General features: G+C 57.8%; 17 protein-coding genes and 1 riboswitch. Of the genes, 8 read left to right on the top strand and 9 right to left on the bottom strand.

Going from position 1 to position 19,002, the window contains the following annotated elements; translation table 11 throughout:
* Positions 1-89: 89 nt before the first annotated feature.
* From AC2FJW_RS02675 to AC2FJW_RS02660, 4 genes are all read right to left on the bottom strand, one after another.
* On the bottom strand, positions 90-695 hold the full coding sequence (locus AC2FJW_RS02675; RefSeq protein ID WP_142634562.1) for an inner membrane-spanning protein YciB: 606 nt from the start codon (positions 693-695) through the stop codon (positions 90-92).
* A gap of 17 nt (positions 696-712) precedes the next feature.
* Positions 713-1,615, bottom strand: coding sequence for an EamA family transporter (locus AC2FJW_RS02670; protein ID WP_496749144.1), 903 nt, complete (start codon positions 1,613-1,615; stop codon positions 713-715).
* Between the two features lie 86 nt (positions 1,616-1,701).
* A complete protein-coding gene (gene ftsY, locus AC2FJW_RS02665; protein WP_496749143.1) occupies positions 1,702-2,820 on the bottom strand; it encodes a signal recognition particle-docking protein FtsY in 1,119 nt (372 codons plus the stop codon).
* A 58-nt stretch (positions 2,821-2,878) separates the two neighbouring features.
* On the bottom strand, positions 2,879-3,517 hold the full coding sequence (locus tag AC2FJW_RS02660) for a lysoplasmalogenase family protein (RefSeq protein ID WP_281972305.1): 639 nt from the start codon (positions 3,515-3,517) through the stop codon (positions 2,879-2,881).
* 133 nt (positions 3,518-3,650) lie between these two features.
* On the opposite strand from AC2FJW_RS02660, the gene AC2FJW_RS02655 reads away from it, so the two are divergent.
* Positions 3,651-4,046, top strand: a complete 396-nt coding sequence (locus tag AC2FJW_RS02655) for a hypothetical protein (RefSeq protein ID WP_185956619.1) — start codon at positions 3,651-3,653, stop codon at positions 4,044-4,046.
* Positions 4,047-4,058: 12 nt separating this feature from the next.
* Here AC2FJW_RS02655 and xseA read toward each other — a convergent pair whose 3' ends face one another.
* Positions 4,059-5,552: an exodeoxyribonuclease VII large subunit gene (gene xseA / locus AC2FJW_RS02650; RefSeq protein ID WP_496749142.1), complete on the bottom strand. Its 1,494-nt coding sequence runs from the start codon at positions 5,550-5,552 to the stop codon at positions 4,059-4,061.
* A 75-nt stretch (positions 5,553-5,627) separates the two neighbouring features.
* On the opposite strand from xseA, the gene purD reads away from it, so the two are divergent.
* Positions 5,628-6,890: a phosphoribosylamine--glycine ligase gene (purD, locus tag AC2FJW_RS02645; protein WP_496749141.1), complete on the top strand. Its 1,263-nt coding sequence runs from the start codon at positions 5,628-5,630 to the stop codon at positions 6,888-6,890.
* 86 nt (positions 6,891-6,976) lie between these two features.
* Here purD and AC2FJW_RS02640 read toward each other — a convergent pair whose 3' ends face one another.
* From AC2FJW_RS02640 to AC2FJW_RS02630, 3 genes are all read right to left on the bottom strand, one after another.
* On the bottom strand, positions 6,977-7,732 hold the full coding sequence (locus AC2FJW_RS02640; protein ID WP_496749140.1) for an FG-GAP repeat domain-containing protein: 756 nt from the start codon (positions 7,730-7,732) through the stop codon (positions 6,977-6,979).
* Positions 7,732-8,055: a 2Fe-2S iron-sulfur cluster-binding protein gene (locus AC2FJW_RS02635; RefSeq protein WP_142634548.1), complete on the bottom strand. Its 324-nt coding sequence runs from the start codon at positions 8,053-8,055 to the stop codon at positions 7,732-7,734. The genes AC2FJW_RS02640 and AC2FJW_RS02635 overlap by 1 nt, the downstream gene beginning before the upstream one ends.
* A 230-nt stretch (positions 8,056-8,285) precedes the next feature.
* Complete coding sequence (locus AC2FJW_RS02630) at positions 8,286-9,221, bottom strand: alpha/beta hydrolase (RefSeq protein ID WP_496749139.1); 936 nt, start codon at positions 9,219-9,221, stop codon at positions 8,286-8,288.
* Between the two features lie 132 nt (positions 9,222-9,353).
* Positions 9,354-9,431: riboswitch (SAM riboswitch) on the top strand.
* Positions 9,432-9,493: 62 nt separating this feature from the next.
* Between AC2FJW_RS02630 and metZ the strand changes: the two genes are divergently transcribed.
* The 5 genes from metZ to AC2FJW_RS02605 all read left to right on the top strand — a co-directional run bounded on the left by metZ (position 9,494) and on the right by AC2FJW_RS02605 (position 16,078).
* The gene (gene metZ, locus AC2FJW_RS02625; RefSeq protein ID WP_496749138.1) at positions 9,494-10,684 is read left to right on the top strand and encodes an O-succinylhomoserine sulfhydrylase; all 1,191 of its coding nucleotides are present in this window, start codon (positions 9,494-9,496) and stop codon (positions 10,682-10,684) included.
* Between the two features lie 171 nt (positions 10,685-10,855).
* Positions 10,856-11,959 carry a GTP cyclohydrolase FolE2 gene (gene folE2 / locus AC2FJW_RS02620; protein WP_142634540.1) on the top strand — a complete coding sequence of 368 codons (1,104 nt, stop codon included), beginning with the start codon at positions 10,856-10,858 and terminating at the stop codon, positions 11,957-11,959.
* 275 nt (positions 11,960-12,234) lie between these two features.
* The gene (locus tag AC2FJW_RS02615; protein ID WP_496749137.1) at positions 12,235-12,996 is read left to right on the top strand and encodes a hypothetical protein; all 762 of its coding nucleotides are present in this window, start codon (positions 12,235-12,237) and stop codon (positions 12,994-12,996) included.
* Between the two features lie 50 nt (positions 12,997-13,046).
* Positions 13,047-14,495, top strand: a complete 1,449-nt coding sequence (locus AC2FJW_RS02610; RefSeq protein WP_496678166.1) for a TrkH family potassium uptake protein — start codon at positions 13,047-13,049, stop codon at positions 14,493-14,495.
* Positions 14,495-16,078, top strand: coding sequence for a thiamine pyrophosphate-binding protein (locus tag AC2FJW_RS02605; protein WP_496749136.1), 1,584 nt, complete (start codon positions 14,495-14,497; stop codon positions 16,076-16,078). The genes AC2FJW_RS02610 and AC2FJW_RS02605 overlap by 1 nt, the downstream gene beginning before the upstream one ends.
* 45 nt (positions 16,079-16,123) lie before the next feature.
* Here AC2FJW_RS02605 and AC2FJW_RS02600 read toward each other — a convergent pair whose 3' ends face one another.
* On the bottom strand, positions 16,124-17,860 hold the full coding sequence (locus AC2FJW_RS02600) for a serine protease (RefSeq protein ID WP_496749135.1): 1,737 nt from the start codon (positions 17,858-17,860) through the stop codon (positions 16,124-16,126).
* 204 nt (positions 17,861-18,064) lie between these two features.
* Between AC2FJW_RS02600 and AC2FJW_RS02595 the strand changes: the two genes are divergently transcribed.
* Entirely contained in the window at positions 18,065-18,994 is a 930-nt protein-coding gene (locus tag AC2FJW_RS02595; protein WP_496690759.1) for a glycine--tRNA ligase subunit alpha, read from the top strand.
* Positions 18,995-19,002: the final 8 nt, after the last annotated feature.

The following is a 19,002-nucleotide window of genomic DNA, read 5'->3' as shown; positions in this document are numbered from 1 at the left end:
CCAAGCGTTTAGCCAAGGATTTTGTTAGGTTTTATGGCCTCCCGCGCTTCACGGAAAAGTCATCCGAAGGGCGGTTGAGGATTTAGCCGTCATTGATGATCGGGATCATCCATATAGCTTTGCAACAGGCTGAACTGCAGCATGAGGAACGCCATAAGGGCAATGGGGAATCCGAAGGTCTCAATCTTGACCCACAGGTCGGTCGACATCGTGCGCCACACGAATTCATTTGCGACGGCCAGAACAGCAAAACACGCACACAGACGACGGGTCAGGATCATCCAGCCTTCGTGTTTCATGGGCAGCATCTCATCCAGAACATAGGCAAGATAGGATTTCTTTTGCAGCAGCCCGATCCCCAGGATCAGAGCAAACAGGCCATAAACAAGCGTGGTTTTCATCTTGAAGAACCGCTCGTCATTGAACCAGGCGGTCAGGCCGCCGAAGAAAATGACCATGAAAGCTGTAAATATCTGCATCCGGCTTAGCTTGCCGGTCAGGTACCACAAGATGCCCATTGCCCCCAGCATCAGCGGCACAAAAATGATCGTGGCAATGATAAAACCGGAATACTCGATGCCGCCGATCATAAAGCTGTCATCGCGCAAGCGCAGGTAGATGAAGAAAAAGGCCAGCGGAGGACCCAGTTCCAGCACCTGTTTCAGAAATGGATTTATGTCGGTCTTGCCTGTCATGTCTTTTGTCCTGCTGCTTACCCGCCCATTTCAACTATTACGGCGCCGAGTGCAATCAATGCCATCAGCGCGATCCGCCTTGGGCCGACGGTTTCTTTCAGAACCAGCCAGCCGATCAGGGCGGCAAAGACGGTGGAGGTTTCCCGCAGAACGGCGGCTTCGCCGACCTTGTCCAACCGCGTGGCCAGCATGATGGCCCCGAAAGATAGAGGGGCGATGATCCCGCCGGCGATGCCGCGCAGCGCCAAGGGTCCCAAGGCCGGGCGATGGGCCATCGCGCGCCAGCGATAGAACGCATAGATCGGCATCGTCGCCCCGTCGATCATGAAGAACCAGGCCAGAAAGGTGAACGGATCGGCCGTCGCGCGAATGCCATAGGCGTCATAGGTGGTGTAGAGCGCCACAAACAACCCAGTTGCCAGCGCCAGGGCCAAAGCGATCCCAAGCGTTTCGCGGTTGGTTTCAAGAAACCGCAAATTATAGGCCGCCAGCCCGAATATCCCCGCTAGCAAGACCGCGACGCCAAACCATTGGGTGGCAGAGAAGGTCTCGCCAAACAAAAGATAGGCGCCGAAAACGGTGAACAGCGGCCCGGTGCCGCGCACAACAGGATAGACCACTGTATAAGAGCCTTTGGTATAGGCCATTGCCTGCAGTATCTTGTAAGCGATGTGGATCAGCCAGACGGTGGCGAAGATTGGCCACATATAGGGCTCGGGCCAGGGCACTACAAAAAACGCGAAAGGTGCAGCCAGAAGACAGTAGCTGGCGTCTATGGCCCCGCGGGACAGCCACGGGTCGTGACGGCCTTTTTGCAAGGCTCCGAACACCGCGTGCAAGAAGGCGGCCATCAGCGCGAGCCCAAGGGCAAGGTCATGGCCCTTGGGCGTGCCTTCCAGAGAGATGAGCCAGTCGCTCAAGACATCGACCTTTCGCGGGTGGAGAGGGTGGGGGGCTGTCTGCCCCCCACACCCCCGAAGATATTTTTAGCCAGTTGAAGTTCGGATCAGCGTTGATCGAGGCCGGTTAGAGCAGCGGCGAATTCTTCGGGATCGAAAGGGGCGAGATCGTCGATCTGTTCTCCGACGCCGATTGCGTGAATGGGCAGGCCGAACTTGTCAGCCAGAGCCACCAGCACGCCGCCTTTTGCGGTGCCGTCCAGCTTGGTCATCACCAGGCCGGAGACATCGGCCAGTTTCTGAAAGGTATCGACTTGACCGAGTGCATTCTGACCGGTGGTGGCATCCAGAACCAAAAGGGTATTGTGCGGTGCGGTTTCGTCGACTTTGCGGATCACCCGGACGATCTTGGCTAATTCCTCCATCAAGTCGGCACGATTCTGCAGACGACCGGCGGTGTCGATCATCAACAGATCGGCGCCATCCTCTTGTGCGCGGGTCAACGCATCGAAGGCCAGGGAGGCGGGGTCCGAGCCTTCGGGGGCTGTCAGGACCGGAACGCCTGCGCGGTCGCCCCAGACCTGCAGCTGTTCAACGGCGGCTGCGCGGAAGGTGTCTCCAGCTGCGATCACTACGTTCTTGCCGGCCGCCCTGAACTGGCTGGCTAGTTTGCCGATCGTGGTGGTCTTGCCCGATCCGTTGACGCCAACGACCAATACCACCTGTGGGCGTTTGGAATAGAGCGGCATGGGCTTTGCCACGGGTTCCATAACCCGGGCGACTTCCTGCGCCAGAAGCTGCTTGATCTCTTGTGTCGAAAGTTTGCGGCCATAACGGCCTTCGGCCATATTGGCGGTGACGCGCAGCGCTGTGTCCACACCCATGTCGGATGCAATCAACAGCTCTTCAAGCTGTTCCAGCATGTCGTCATCCAGCGTGCGGCGAACTGTTGTCTCGGTTTCGGCGCGCCCGAAAAGCCGCCCGAGCATGGATTTGGACGGCGCAGACTCGGCTGTAGTGGCCACCGGTTTGGCAACTGCCTGTTCCGGTGCAATGTCCGGTTGCGCGACTCCGGGTGCCGGTTCGGAATGCGGCGCTGGCGCTGGCGGGATTGGATCCGGTGCAGTTGTTTCCTCGCCCCCATCTTCAACGATGGCATCCAACCCTTGTTCAAGGCGGGATGAGGAATTGAACAGCTTGTCCTTGAGCTTTGAGAATAGCGCCATTTTTGGTCTCCGCAGGTGTTCCTCTCACCTAATGCGGAATTGCAGCAGTTGCAAAGGGTCAGAGGAAGGCGATCAGAAGACCGGCTTGCGCCCCCCAATACAATACCCAAACCAGATAGGAGGTGAAACGGCGGCTGGGATGGTCCACTGGCAGAAGAAACTTCTCAGTCGCCAGGATAAGGTCGGACGCGATAAAGGACAAAGCCGCAGGTAAAGCCCAACGCAGCGCGCCTGTTTCGGGCAGGGCCAGGACCGTGATGCCCATGCCCAGAATGATCGGAATATACCCGAGAACGGGCCATTTCAGGTCTCCGGCACGCGGCGGTAATAGGGTGACAACGACAATACCGAGGAGGATCAAAGACCAGAAATATCCGGGCTTCTCCAGAATAAGCGCGGCGTCGCTGGCCGGATGGGACAAGAACAGCCCGATATAGGCCAGATGACCAGTTGCAAAGGCACCGATCCCGGCCATGAAGGTGGCATCACTTTCCCGGGACAGAAGGGCGTCCCCCAGCGCACAGAATGCCAGCGCAAGGATCAACAGAAATGGAGCGCCACTTTGGGCGGCAATGACCGCCAGAACTGCGACGGATAGGGTCTTTAGGATTGACCGAACAGCGCCAGCGCCACGCGAGGTCAATGGCAGGTAAGCCAGAGCGCAAGCTGTCGCAATCAGAAAGAGGGCATTGGTCATAGAGTTATCTCCGCAGAATGTACTGAACACTTTCGCAGCGCATAACCGCAAAACTCAATCGGTGACGTGAAGGCACCCGGTTGGAATGAAAAGGGAATTGGCCTAGCGGCCTGCCATCTGACAGAATGAACCCATGCTGAAACGAATTGCGATTCTGTTGTCGATGGCTGCCCCGGCGGTTTGTGCCGACACATCCCTATCCGGCGCCGAATTTGACCGCTATACGCTGGGAAAAACCCTGTTCTATGGCTTTGAAGGCAGGATTTATGGGGTCGAGCGTTATCTGCCGGATCGCCGCGTGATTTGGTCTTTTCTGGATGGGAACTGCAAAGAAGGGCTCTGGTACGAGCAGGAAGGACAGATCTGTTTCGTCTATGAAGACCGGCATGACCCGCAATGCTGGGTATTCACCGAATCTGGCGGCGGTCTGATCGCTCAGTTCGAGGGAAATCCTGAGATGACCGAACTATATGAGAACGAAGACACAGACGCCGAGATGGTCTGTTACGGTCCCGAAGTCGGTGTCTAGCCTGTGCAGGGGTCAGAACAACGACCCCTGATCCGGCGCATCCTTTTTCGGCGGCTTTTTCGAAGTTGACGGTGACGCGGTAGACGGGCCGGTCGTCAATTCGCCATCTGCAAATTCAATGTCAAAGGATTGGTGTTTTGCCGCCTGTTTACGGGTTGTCAGTACCTGTCCTTCGGCGCGTACGACCGCATATCCACGTTGCAGCGTTGCCTTGTAGCTTAGCGTTTCCCGCAGCCGGTCTGCGGTTTCCAGGGATTGACGCATCCGGTCCAGACGCGCGGCTTGCGCTGTACTCAAGCGTTCGGCTAGGCGGTTGATGTTTTGCCGTTGGCTGTCGATTTCGCGCTGGATCGGCCGGACAGACAGGCGCGACGAAAGGCTGCGCAGTGTTTCCTGTCGGGTTCCGACCAGTGAGCGTAATGTGGACGGGCGCAGATGGGCGGACAACTCCACTACTTGCAAACGGCGGTTTTGCACGCCGCGCTCAAGTGCTGGTGTCAGTCGGTCCGCAATTAAATCAAGGCGTTGTCGCGGGTTGTTCAACAAGCTATCCGGGCGTGGTAATGCGCGGGATAAATCCCGCAACCGTTGCGACCGTCTTTGCACAGCGTCCGTGGCTGCACGGGACAGGCGCGCGCCTTGCTCTCCGGTCCAGGCCAGAAGTTCCATGCGGACAGGCACCGCAAGTTCGGCTGCGGCTGTGGGGGTTGGGGCCCTGCGGTCCGACACAAAATCAATCAGGGTCGTGTCGGTCTCGTGCCCAACGGCCGAGATCACCGGGATCTCTGATGCCGCCGTAGCGCGGGCCACGATCTCTTCGTTGAACCCCCAGAGGTCCTCGATTGACCCGCCACCACGGGCGACGATGATCAGGTCCGGTCGTGGCAGCGCACCGCCAGGAGTCAGTTGGTTGAAACCAGTAATCGCGTTCGCCACCTCAGGCGCGCAATTCGAACCTTGCACGGCGACAGGCCAGATCAACACTTTGCGCGGAAACCGGTCACGCAACCGGTGCAGGATATCGCGGATCACCGCGCCCGAGGGTGAAGTCACCACGCCGATGATCTGAGGAAGATAGGGCAGAGGCTTTTTACGCTCGGGTGCGAACAGGCCCTCGGATTCCAACTGTTTCTTTCGCTTTTCAAGCAGGGCCATCAGGGCACCCTGTCCGGCCACCGAAACCTCATCCACGTTCAGATTGTATTTGGACTGCGCTCCAAAAGCGGTCAGACGGCCTGTGACGACCACTTCCAGACCTTCCTCGGGAACCACGGACAGGGCAGCAACCTGGCCTTTCCAAGTGGTGCAGGCCAGTACGTTCTTGTCGTCCTTGATGTCATAGTACAGATGACCAGATCTGGCTTTGAACACGCGACCGACTTCACCCCGAACACGGATTCGGCCGAAACTGCCTTCCAGCGTCCGCTTCACCTCGCCCGAGATGTCGGAAACAGTGTATTCTGGGGTATTTTGGCCGGGAATGGGGTCGTCAAGCAGGTCGGACATTTCAGCGCCTTGTGTCAAATGCCCGGCCAGCTTAGAACGCGCGGAAGGCGAGGCCAAGCAGATCGGAGAGCAGTCATGAACATCCTCATTCTCGGCAGTGGTGGGCGCGAACACAGCCTGGCCTGGGCGGTGATGCAAAACCCGAAATGTGATCGCCTGATTGTGGCTCCGGGCAATGCTGGGATTGCCCAGATCGCCGAATGTGCGGCACTGGACATCGAAAATGGCGGTGAGGTGGTCAGATTTGCGGATGAGAACGCGATCGACTTTGTGATCGTCGGTCCCGAGGCGCCATTGGCTGCGGGGGTTGCGGATCGTTTGCGCGAGGCCGGTGTGCTGGTTTTTGGCCCCTCGGCAGAGGCCGCACGTCTCGAGGCGTCCAAGAGCTTTACTAAAGAGATCTGCGACGCCGCCAATGCTCCAACCGCAGGATACGCCCGGTTTACCGAGACCGAGCCAGCCAAAGCCTATATCAAAAAGAAGGGCGCACCTATCGTCGTCAAGGCTGATGGCTTGGCCGCGGGCAAGGGTGTGATCGTTGCGATGGACGAAGCGACGGCCTTGGATGCGATCGATGACATGTTTGGCGGAGCCTTTGGTGGTGCCGGTGCCGAAGTTGTGGTCGAAGAGTTCATGGAAGGTGAAGAGGCATCTCTGTTCGTGCTATGCGACGGGGAAAGCATCCTGTCCATTGGCACGGCGCAAGACCATAAACGGGTAGGCGAGGGCGATACCGGTCTGAACACCGGCGGCATGGGCGCGTATTCTCCGGCTCCTGTGTTAAGCGCTGTAATCGAAGAGCGCGCGATGAACGAGATTGTGCGCCCCACCATGGCAGAGATGAAGCGGCGCGGAACGCCGTTTCAGGGCGTTCTTTATGTTGGTTTGATGATCAAGGACGGCCAGCCACGGCTGGTTGAATATAACGTGCGTTTCGGCGACCCGGAATGTCAGGTGCTGATGATGCGCCTGGGCGCGCAGGCGATGGACCTGATGCACGCCGCAGCAGAAGGCCGGTTGGCCGAGGCGCGTGTAAACTGGGCGGATGATCACGCCTTGACGGTAGTCATGGCCGCTATTGGTTATCCGGGCGCCTACCAAAAAGGCAGCGTTATTAAAGGGCTGGATGACCTATCTGAAGATAGCGGTATTATGGTGTTTCACGCAGGAACCAAAGAATCCGACGGTCAGATCGTCTCTAGTGGTGGCCGGGTATTGAATGTCACCGCACGCGGCCAGAACCTGCAGGAAGCGCGTGACCGCGCCTATGAGTTGATCGACGGGATCAACTGGCCAGAGGGGTTCTTTCGCCGGGATATCGGATGGCGGGCGCTGTAATCGCGACGGCTCCCGCGCCCAGCCACTGCATCAGAGATGCAGCGCCAATGGACTTGGGCCGGGCAGCCCTCTGACGCGGGCTGCAGTCAGGGCGAGGGTACGCAGTTAAGCGCAGAGGTCATTGCTTTCGGGCTAAAGGGGGCGACCAGATGCTGCACCCAGCCATTGTCAAAGCGGATGCTGACAATTTCGCGCCAGTCCGCAGACGCGACAACCAGTTCCGGGCCATTGCCACAGTCGCGCAGACCCCCTGTGATGAAATCTTCGCCGATCCGATGATTTGTCAGCCTTGGTAGAGCGGCAATCTGGATTAATTCGCCGTCGACAAAGCGCCAAATGCGCAATGTCTTGGCCAGATGAGGGCGGTCGACATAGGCGATCTCGATATTGCCATCCCCATCCAGATCCGCCGCCCCGACCGGAGCAAGCCATCGAAAGCGGGTACCGATATGCGGAGTTGCGGCGATTTTGTCCCCTCTGGCATCATAGATGGCCAACTGAGCGCCCGCTTGATCCTGAGATTCAACGACAATGGCCTCGGGGGTCCCGTCCTGATCCACGTCCACAAGCCGTGGAGCGAGATCTTCAAATACGCGATCAGATGGAAGACGGATGGTCACGTTTCCGCTTTGGGTAGTCAGCTCCAACGCGCCATATTCGATGTTATCGCCCAGAACTCCGTGGGCGTAACGTGTTGTCGGCTCGGTGAAACGAGCGGCTGAGACGGTCTCTGCCAGTGCCAGCGGGACATGGCTCGTCAGCCAGAAGCATAGCGTCAGCGCTGCGCCGCGGGCCTGACCCTGCCAAGTTCGGTAGGGTAGGCGCGGCGCTTTGCGCGGCATCAGATCTGTTTTTCCGGCATCTGGACGATCAGGCCATCCATCTCGTCTGTGACCTTGATCTGGCAGGTCAGGCGCGAACGGGCAGGGTCGGGCTCATAGGCAAAGTCCAGCATGTCTTCTTCCATGTCATCCTTGCCGGGAATTTTCTCAACCCAGTCGGGGTGGATATAGACATGACAGGTCGAACAGGCACAGGCGCCGCCGCAATCCGCTTCGATACCGGGAATGTTGTTGTCACGGGCTCCTTCCATGACGGTTAGTCCGTTGGCGACCTCGACAGTGTGCTCGGTACCGCCATGCTCGACATAAGTGATCTTTGCCATTGCGTGCGTCTTCCTCTTGCGATGTTAGATCCTTCCTTAGTCAAGGCATTTAGGTGTTTCCAGCCTCATTTGCGACTCGATGTGCCGCGTCTGGGAATTCTCGGCCTTTGTTCCCTTTACGTTCTTCTGCTCGCTGTATTTTTACCCGCAGCTACTGACTGGAATTGGCGTAGCCTGTCAGCGGCTGCCCGCTGTGAGGTCGAGGGTCAATAATACGCCGATTGCCGAGGTCATGAGGTTTTGCTGGAAAGCGAATTGAACGCCAAGGGTTCTGACCATGCAAATAGCCGAGACCATCGGCGCTGGGGTAAGGGTGGGATGCCACTGCGCAGGTCGGCCAAGCTCAGGGCGTTTGGGCTACGTAACAATGCCTGATAAACTTGCAACGCACCGGGGCGTGTGTAGCTGGACCAATGGCTGAACCTGCGTCTGGAGGCCTGGATCGCAAAGGCGTGATGCGCCAGATGATTCAGCGTGTCCGGGCAATCCAGTTGCAGCGTAATAGCATTCGGGGCCGTCAAGCCGCTGCCTATGCTGCGATCGCCTTGTTCAGGCGGAGGGATCAGGCATTCGTATAGAAAATCAAACAGATCATTTTCGCGGCTCGTAATATTAATGAATTCCGCCCGTCTACCCGCCGGAGTGGCCAGCGCTCTTAACGCGCGACTCTGATAGGCGGCTCCGGTCAACGAGATGATGCGGTTTAGGGATCCGGGCCGGATGTGATGCAGGGCTTCAAGCGCCAATTCGGTCCCCACCGAGTGGCCAATAAAGTGGATCGGACGTCGCGGGTTCAGATGGTGCAGTTCCCGGATCAATTCGGCCAGAACACGTCCGGCCTCGTGCGCCCGGCGGAGGGCACCCCAAAACGATCCCCGTGCATTCCAGCCAAAGGCAATGCCCAGCCCCTCGGTTTGCAAACCAGTGCCAAAACCAAGTTGCCGCGGCCAGCTGTAGAAAGATGTTGGCGAGGATGTCCGGGGCAGGGACAAGAAATGTTGGTGCGGGCAGGCCTTGGCCCGGCCTGGCCGGAATCTGTACCCATGTGACATGAGGATGACCGGGCCTTGGATGTGCCGGGTCTGACATAGCAGGCTGAAGGGGGACTGTGGGCTGTTGTGCAGCGTAAGCGTGTCGCCGGTCGCGTTGATCCGGATTATTGGCATTCTCACTGCCTCATACAAGATGTTGTGGCGGCAATATCCCAACAGCCTATGCCCCCTAGGTGAAGGGATTGTTACAGCTGCGCGACGTTGCGGGGGGCGGGGTTGACGATGCTGCAGCCGCGGCGTAATTCAGCATCACCACGTGGCGATTTGTTACCGGATTGCGGGCCACGCTAAACAACACCGCTAAAAGGTCAGGATGAAAGACCCCTTTCGCTTGGCCGCGTCTGGGGTTTTTTGTTTACGTCCCTCAAGGGGCTGAAAGGAATGACATGAGCGAGAGCTGGAACAAGCGCACACAAGCCGTCCATGGCGGCACCCGCCGCAGCCAATACAACGAAGTGAGCGAGGCGATCTTTCTGACCCAGGGATTTGTCTATGATACGGCCGAGCAGGCCGAGGCGCGGTTCATCGAAACCGGCCCTGATGAGTTCATTTACGCTCGTTATGGCAACCCGACAGTTTCGATGTTTGAACAGCGTATCGCGGCTCTGGAAGGGGGCGAAGACGCTTTTGCCACCGCCTCTGGAATGGCTGCGGTGAATGCGGCACTGACTTCGATGTTGCAAGCCGGTGACCACGTTGTTTCTGCCAAGGCTCTGTTCGGGTCGTGCCTGTATATTCTGGAAAACGTGCTGACCCGGTTCGGGGTTGAAGTGACCTTTGTGGACGGTACCGATCTTGACGCATGGGAGGCTGCGATCCGCCCGGATACCAAAGCGGTTTTCTTCGAATCCATGTCCAACCCGACGCTTGAGGTCATCGACATCTCAGCCGTTTCCCTTCTGGCCCATGCGGTTGGTGCAACGGTCATCGTGGACAATGTGTTCTCGACCCCAGTTTTCTCGAGCGCGATCGCTCAGGGGGCTGACGTGGTTGTCTACTCGGCGACCAAGCATATTGACGGGCAGGGCCGCGCCCTGGGTGGTGTCATCATCGGCACCAAAGAGTTCATCCGTGGTACGGTCGAGCCCTATATGAAACACACCGGAGGCGCGCTTAGCCCCTTCAACGCGTGGATCATGTTGAAAGGGCTTGAGACCATGGCCTTGAGGGTCAACGCACAGGCCGAAACCGCCCAGAGGATTGCCGAGGCGCTAGAGGGCCATCCGGCGTTGGAGCGGACGCTTTACCCCGGTCTGAAGTCTCATGCGCAGAATGATCTGATACAAACGCAGCTTGGCGGCAAAGGCGGGACAGTGCTGTCGTTGGATATCAAGGGCGGAAAAGAGGCGGCATTTTCCTTCCTTAACGCCCTGACGATTCCGGTGATTTCGAACAATCTGGGCGATGCCAAGTCGATTGCCACCCACCCGGCAACCACCACACATCAAAGATTGAGTGACGACCAAAAAGTTGAGTTGGGCATTGCTCCGGGCCTCGTCCGGTTCTCGGTAGGTCTGGAAGACGCCGATGATCTTCTTGCCGATATCAAACGCGCATTGGACGTTTCTCAGCAATAGGGGCGTCAGCCGGACTGTTAGGCATGGTTCGAAAACGGTTTGTGACTTGTGCGCATGGTGCGCCCATCACGAAGTTTCGATCCGGGCTGTGTTTCGGCGCGTATACCATTAGACTGGAAATCGCGTCGAACATATATATAGTCCGGCGACCAACCCGAGGAACCCTGATCGATGAACGTGTATCCCCGTGACATTGATGACGCCCCCAACAATGATGAGGCCGCGGCAGCGTTGAAAACCCTGCGGAAATGGGCCGAGAACGCGACCGAGGCTGAAATCGGTCAGCTTGATCCTGCTGTCGCGCGGCTTGTGCCGGGGCTCCTGCCGGTTAACTACCCATCCCTGTCGCGGCATTACCCCGAGGGGTTTGCTGTGGATGAGGCCTACCGCGCGTCGTTGCCTGACCTTCAGAATGGACCTTCCAGCCTGATCCGTGGGGCGAAGCAACAGATTCAACATGTTGGCATATCGAATTTCCGCCTGCCGATCCGGTTTCACCGCAAGCAGGGCGACGACCTGACGCTGGAGACCTCAGTGACTGGCACTGTCAGCCTTGATGCGGAAAAGAAGGGCATCAACATGTCCCGTATCATGCGTTCGTTCTACAAACATGCTGAGCGCACGTTCAGCTTTGAGGTGATCGAGGCTGCGCTGAACGACTATATGACCGATCTGGACAGCTTTGACGCACGTATCCAGATGCGGTTCTCCTACCCGGACAGGACTCAAAGCCTGCGTTCGGGTCTGGAAGGCTATCAATATTACGATATCGCGCTGGAACTGGTCGAACAGAATGGCGTGCGTCAAAAGATCATGCATCTGGATTATGTGTATTCCTCGACGTGCCCATGTTCTCTGGAGCTCAGCGAGCATGCGCGGTCTACACGAGGGCAACTGGCGACGCCGCATTCGCAGCGCTCGGTTGCGCGGATATCGGTTGCGGTCGATTGCGATGCCGATTGCCTCTGGTTCGAAGATCTGATTGCGCTGTGTCGCAGGGCGGTGCCGACCGAGACGCAGGTCATGGTCAAACGTGAAGATGAGCAGGCCTTTGCCGAGCTGAACGCCGCAAACCCGATTTTTGTCGAAGACGCGGCACGCCTGTTTTGTGCCGAACTTTTGGCCGACCATCATATCGGCGATTTCCGCGTGATCGCCAGCCATCAAGAAAGCCTGCACAGCCATGATGCCGTTTCTGTTCTGACTGAGGGCCCGACCTTTGTGTCCTCTAGCCTGGATCCGAGACTGTTTACGACATTGTTTCACGTCGGATAGGCGCTAAACTTTTGTAAAACCTTGATTAAGTGCCGATGCGGTGAAATTTCGCCGCATTGCAGCGATAAATGCTGCAAGCGCGAAATCTTTGCTGTAAACTGTCCTTGAATGCAGCCATCTCGTGGTCACTGTTCTGGTGATCATTTCACTCAATCAGGAAGCCGGCACGTGCGACGCCAAGGACTGCAAGGCAACGTAATCCGCCCGTTTAGTCAGGGCGGGCAGGGTTCTTTACTCATTCGCGGGTTGCATCACTTTCACAGGAGAACAACCTCATGAACCCGTTTACCCAGCCATTTGAATTTCAGGCAGCAGCAATTCGATTTGCCGGTGAGGCAATGACCAACCATTTGAAAATCATGCAAATTCTGACCAACTCTGCGATTGAACTGCCCTTCGCCCAGGTTCAGGCCCTGCGTGTCGCCTCCGAAAAGACTGTTGCTGACGTGAAGGCACCTGAGTTCAAATCTCAGGCGATGCCTGTGGTCAATGCTGATCCGCAACCTGCGGCAAAGGTCAAAGTGGCCGTCCAGAAGAAGGCAGAAGTCAAGGCAAAGGCCGAATCGCCCAAGCCCGCCCTGGCGAAACCTGTGACAAAAGCCAGAGCGTCGGGGGGTGCGAAAAAGGCACAGACCAAATCCGCGGCAAGACCTGCAGTGGCAAAAGCCGCAGCCCCAAAAGTCGCAGCTAGGCCCGCTGCCCCCAAAGCCGCTACGGCAAAGCCTGCTGTTACCAAAACCGTAACTGCCAAATCTGAAACGCCCAAAGTAGAAGCCGCTAAACCTGCTGCAGTTAGGCCTGCAGTGGTAAAATCTGCTGCTCCCGCCGCTGCGATCGACGCTGCTGTTGCAAAAACCGCAGCTGTTAAACCCGTAGCGTCCAAGGTGAAGGCAGATCGGGTCGCAACCGCCAAACCTGCACCCGCAAATCCGGCCGCGTCGAAGACACAGGCGGGACAGGCGGCAGCTGCACGCCGGTCACGCGCGCCTTCGAAACCGCCCGTGATGCCCGTCTCGAGCGGCAAAACCGAAAAGTAATCGGGACATCCGCTTGACACAGTCGTGCAGGCGCGCCAACGCTGCGCCTCATGACGGACATGCGCCCGGTAGGATATGTGATTGGCCTGTTGGTCGCCATTCTTGGGGCGACCATGATGTTGCCCATGCTTGCGGACCTTATCGAGGGCCGCGGCGAATGGCATGTTTTCCTTGAAAGCAGCGTTATTACCATTCTGACCGGCGCTGTCCTTTCTATGAGCTGCTCAAATGGCGTTGGCGAAGGGTTGACGATCCGCCAGACCTTTCTGCTCACGACCGGCGTTTGGGTGGCTTTGCCTTTATTTGGGGCAATTCCTTTCCTGTTCGGGGAAACCGAGTTGCGCTTTGTAGATGCCTATTTCGAGGCCATGTCTGGCCTTACGACCACGGGCTCGACCGTGATTTCGGGGCTCGATGGGCTGCCGCAGGGCTTGCTTTTGTGGCGCGGTGTGCTGCAATGGCTGGGCGGTATCGGGATCATCGTTGTTGCAATGGTTTTTCTGCCCGAGCTTCGGGTCGGAGGAATGCAGATCTTCCGTTCGGAAGGTTTCGAAACCATGGGTAAGATCCTGCCGCGGGCGCAAGAAATCGCAGGCCAGATTTCCCTGATCTACGTGTTCCTGACCGTGGTCTGCGCGCTTGTTTACACCGGTCTTGGCATGAGCTTTTTTGACGCCGTGGTTCATTCTATGACCACAATCTCGACCGGTGGGTTTTCAAACTATGATGCATCGTTCGGTACCTTCTCGGGTCCGGCGGAATATGCGGCGTCGATTTTCATGATCCTCGCTGCCCTGCCATTTGTGCGTTATGTTCAGTTTGCCAATGGCAGCACCGGCTCCCTGTTCCGCGACAGTCAGATTCGGGCGTTTTTGGCCACGATCGTGGTTCTTGTAGCCGTCATGGCGGTGTTTTTGACCTCTGTCTTTCCGCATCACTGGGAACAGGCGGTGCGGGAATCGCTGTTCAACATCACGTCGATCATTTCAGGTACCGGTTATGCCAGCGTCGATTATATGGGTTGGGGCAGTTTTCCGATCATGGTGTTCTTCCTGATTGGCCTGATCGGAGGGTGTGCAGGATCAACTGCCTGTTCGATCAAGATTTTCCGCTATCAACTGCTGTTTGCATCCATCAAAACTCAAATCCGGCGTATCCGTTCACCGCATGGGGTGTTCATGCCTCTCTATGACGGGCGTCCCATCGGAACGGATGTCCTGACTTCGGTCATGAGCTTTTTCATGTTCTTCGTATTGTCTTTGGGCTTCCTGGCATGGGCGCTGGCGCTGACCGGGCTGGATTTCATTACCTCTGTATCGGGTGCAGCAACAGCGTTGGCCAATGTTGGTCCCGGCCTTGGGGATCAGATCGGACCAGCGGGTAATTTCAGCGGGCTCAGCGATACAGCCAAATGGCTACTATCTGCGGGGATGCTGGTCGGTCGGCTTGAACTGCTCGCGGTCTATGCGCTGTTCACAGTCCATTTCTGGAGAAGTTGATGAAAAGACCACTTGGCGCTCAAATCTCGCACATGCTCCGGGATCGGGGTGTTGATGTGATTTTTGGTATCCCCGGCGTCCATAATCAAGAGATGTATCGCGGGATCGAAGAAGCAGGCATCACCCATGTTCTTGCGCGGCACGAGCAGGGGGCCGGTTTCATGGCGGACGGATATGCGCGTGCAAGCGGCAATCCTGGCGTGGCCTATGTGATCACTGGGCCTGGCCTGTGCAACATCATGACACCCATGGGGCAGGGGTATTCGGATTCGGTGCCAATGCTGGTGCTGTCCTCCTGCCTTGATGATGATCAGGCGCTGCAGGGACAGCTTCATCAGATGAAGGATCAACGTGCCGCCGGAGAAACGGTCGCGGACTGGTCGTTGCAGGCTAGTACAGCTTCGGCCGCCTATGGCCTGGTTGAACGTGCTTTCGAAGAGTTCGCGCTGAGCCGCCCCAGACCCAAGCACATACAGGTGCCGATTTCGCAGCTTAAGGCACAGGCTGACCCAGCCCCATTCCCGAACCAGCCGGGTTTGCGGACAAAGGCTCTGCCGCCGGACGTCGCGCCGGTCTTGTCGATGCTGAACATCGCGCGCAGGCCGCTGTTCGTTCTGGGAGGCGGTGCAAGATCAAACTTGTGGCGGCAGATTCTGACACAGATCGGAGCGGCCTGTTTCACCACCTATGCGGGGCGTGGAATGGTGGGGTTGGATTATGCGTTGGATTTTGGCGCTGCCTTGTCTCGCCCCGAAAGCGCCCAGATCATCGCCTCCGCCGATCTTGTGGTGGTCGTCGGAGCCGAGCTGGGTGAGGTCGATCTGTGGCGCGATGCGCTGGGGAATACGGCCAATATGATCCGCATTGATCTGGACCCTCAGGTCCTGTCAGACCATCATCGGGCCTCGGTCAAGTTGCAGGCGGATGGCGAAAGCTTTGCCCACGCGATGTGGGCGTCTATCGACCATGTCAAACCGGCAAATGGCTGGTCTTCGGATGAGGTTTCCGAAGCTCGCAGTAAATGGCGCGCCGAGATTGATGCAGAACGGCCCGGAATTGTCCCGGTGTTGGATGCCTTGCGTAAGGCAATGCCAGCGGATGTGATGGTGTATTCGGACATGACCCAGTTCGCCTATGTTGCCAAGGGGGTGTGGGAAATGCCTTTCCCCTATCATTGGCACCACCCGAACGGCTTTGGCACGCTGGGCTATGCGTTGCCGGCTGGAATAGGTGGCGCTATCGCGCGGCCGGGCAGGCCGACTGCTGTGATTGCTGGGGATTATGGCTTTCACTACACGATGATGGAATTGGGCGTGGCGGTAGAGCTGGGTTTGCCCCTGCCGATCATTCTTTGGGACAATGGCAAGCTGAAAGAGATCGAAGACAGCATGGTGGGCAGTCAGATCGCCCCGAATGCTGTCGTTGCGCGTAACCCTGACTTTTGCAAACTGGCCGAGGCATTCGGCGCCTTGTCTGCCGCGCCCTCAACACTGGAAGACATGCAGTCTGCGGTGCGAAAAGCGTTTACCGCTAAGGGGCCGACATTGATCCGGATCACTCCGGACATATGGCGCGCAGAATAAAAAACGCCGCCCGGATGGGCGGCGTTAATGCGCGATTTTACGAACTCAATCCCAGCATTGTACCAGAACAGTCATCCCATTTGCCCGGCGGCTAAGCTCATTGGGTGAGACCTGCGTGGCGGTGGTGGCGCTGGATTGACCTGCCAGCCCAGCCTTGCTCAGCGCCTTGTTCAGGCTCTCTGTATTGGCAGACAGGCTGACCGAGGCGGGCAGGGTCCGCCCATCCGTCGGGGTCGGCAAAAGCATCCCGACCACCTGACCGTTGCCGTCAAACACGGGGCCTCCTGCATCGCCGGGTTGGGTGGCCAGCGCCAGACGCTTCACGCCATCCTCACCGTTCAGGCCGCGCAGGTCGGCGATCTGCCCATATGACAGCGTCGGACCGCCCAAAACGCCCTGATACGAGAATCCGGAGACCGCAACCTCGGACTGAATCCGCGGCTTGGTGCTGCTGAACTCGGCCACGCTGATCGGGGAAAGGTCGCGGCTTGGCCGCAGAACGGCGATGCCGAGATTGGGATCGGTCGAGGCGACCTCAAGCTCGTGCGCGCCGTCCAGCGTGATCCGCGAGCAGCTATCTGCCGCCTCGGTCACGGTCAGGACGGTGCCTTTGGCATCCGCAAAGAACCCCGAGCGTGACAGGCGCGGTTTGCGAACCTGCAGGCCGGATACAAGATCAATGCTTTGCGCAGCGTCCGATCCGGCGGCGGCGTCAAGAACCGCATCAGTGGTGCTAAAGCCCGCTTTCATGGCGGCAAGAACGCGGGTACGGCGCGCCTCGTCCCCTTCGGGCCAGACCAGGGTAAAACCTTTGATCTGACCATCTTTCAGCTTGGCCTCGGTATAGGATACAATGTCATTGCCGCGACCTTCCAGCGTAAAGCTGTCACCGCGCAGCTGGCGAGGGCCTTCAAGCGGAACGATTTCCAGCGACTGCATGACTTCAAAAAGGGCCCGCAGGGTTGCTTTGGTGCCATCCTGACTGATCAGCAGGGCCTGAGCATTCAGGTCGGTCGAGCCGTTGAAATGCACGAAGGGGGCCTCGTAACGGTCGAATGCAACAACACCCAGCGGCATGGCCATCTCGATACCTGCCTGTGGGTCTGTGTAGAGCTGCATTCCGGCGCTGACTAATGGCGCGTTATAGTCATCCATCAAGGCCTTGCGCTGTACCGTCGTCAGAACCCCGGTCGCCTCATATCCGTTGAAACTTTGCCAGTCGCCCATCGAGCGACGCGTTCCCTGTCCAAAGGCACCGTCAATCGTCGAGTTGTAGAAACCGGCTGCCTGAAGTGCGGTTTGAAGGCCCATACGCTCCTGCGCGCTCAGCAATCGTTCGCTTTGCAGCGCCTGTGATCTGGTTTCATCGGCAATTTGCGGGGTTGCCTCGGCCACTGGTTGTTCCGGTTCAGATGCGACCGGCGCTGTCACAGCGGCCTGGTCCTGAGTATTCGCACTGACCGGCCAGAACTGCTGCCCCAGTGTGTTCGAGAAGGCGATAAAGCTGTCGGCTGGAATTTGCCCCTCTGCGCGGTACACCCGCAGAACTTGCTCGGCATCGCCGCGCAGATACGGGCCGATCACAATGGCATACCAGCCCGAATTCAGGCGAAATCCATTTACGTCTGGCAACGCGCCAGAATAGGTTTGTGCGCGTTCCTGGGCTTCACGCAGCGAAGGCTGCGCCTCGACCTGGACCCAAACACCTCCGTCTTGCTGCGCAAATGATGCCCGCACGCCGAAAAGGAAAAGAACTGAAATTACCGTTAATATGCGTCTCATTGTGTGCCTGTGTCCGCGGTGTTTTTCTGCGATGAAGAGTACGCGATATGCGGGTTGAAACACCATGCCTGGAATACGGGGAATTTCCAGTTTGGCCGCTCAGTGGCTTCCCGGGCACACTGTCCCGTTGACGCCCCTTGGCCCCTTGCATAGGAAGGGCAAAACCCACCGGAACAGGGCGCAATGGCGTCCAAAGGGAATGTGATGACCGTTAAGTCCAACGCACCTCGCTCTTTTCAGGAGATCATCCTGCGCCTTCAGACCTATTGGGCGTCAAAAGGCTGCGCCATTCTGCAGCCCTATGACATGGAGGTCGGGGCAGGGACATTCCATCCAGCGACTACTTTGCGCGCTTTGGGGTCCAAGTCCTGGGCCGCAGCTTATGTGCAGCCCTCGCGCCGCCCAACAGATGGGCGTTATGGCGAGAACCCCAATCGCTTGCAGCACTATTACCAGTATCAGGTGTTGATCAAGCCTAGCCCGCCGGACCTGCAGGCGTTGTATCTGGGCAGCCTTGAGGCAATCGGCATCGACATGGACCTGCATGACATCCGGTTTGTCGAGGATGACTGGGAAAGCCCAACCCTGGGCGCCTGGGGCCTGGGCTGGGAGGTCTGGTGCGACGGCATGGAAGTCAGCCAGTTCACCTATTTCCAACAGGTCGGAGGCCATGACTGCGCGCCGGTTTCAGGTGAATTGACCTATGGGTTGGAGCGGCTGGCGATGTATGTGCTGGGTGTTGATCACGTGATGGACATGCCCTTCAACGATCCGCAGTCACCCAGCCCGCTGACCTATGGTGACATATTCAAGCAGACCGAAGAAGAATATGCCCGCTGGAACTTTGACGTGGCCAACACCGAAGTCCTACTGCGCCATTTCGAAGAGGCCGAGTCCGAATGCGCCAATATTCTGGCGCAAGAGCATGACGACCCAAAAACCGGTAAGCGTATCGTAATGGCGCACCCGGCCTATGATCAGTGCATCAAGGCATCACATATCTTTAACCTGTTGGATGCACGTGGCGTGATCTCGGTGACGGAACGGCAGGCCTATATTGGGCGCGTGCGGACCTTGGCAAAGCAATGCGCCGACGCCTTCGTTCAGACCGATGCCGCCGGGTACGAGGTCTGATGCGGCAG

Source organism: Ruegeria sp. CDSA020 (assembly GCF_059612345.1).
Note: the sequence above shows the minus strand (reverse complement) of the source record. Positions and strands in the feature narration are given on the sequence as shown.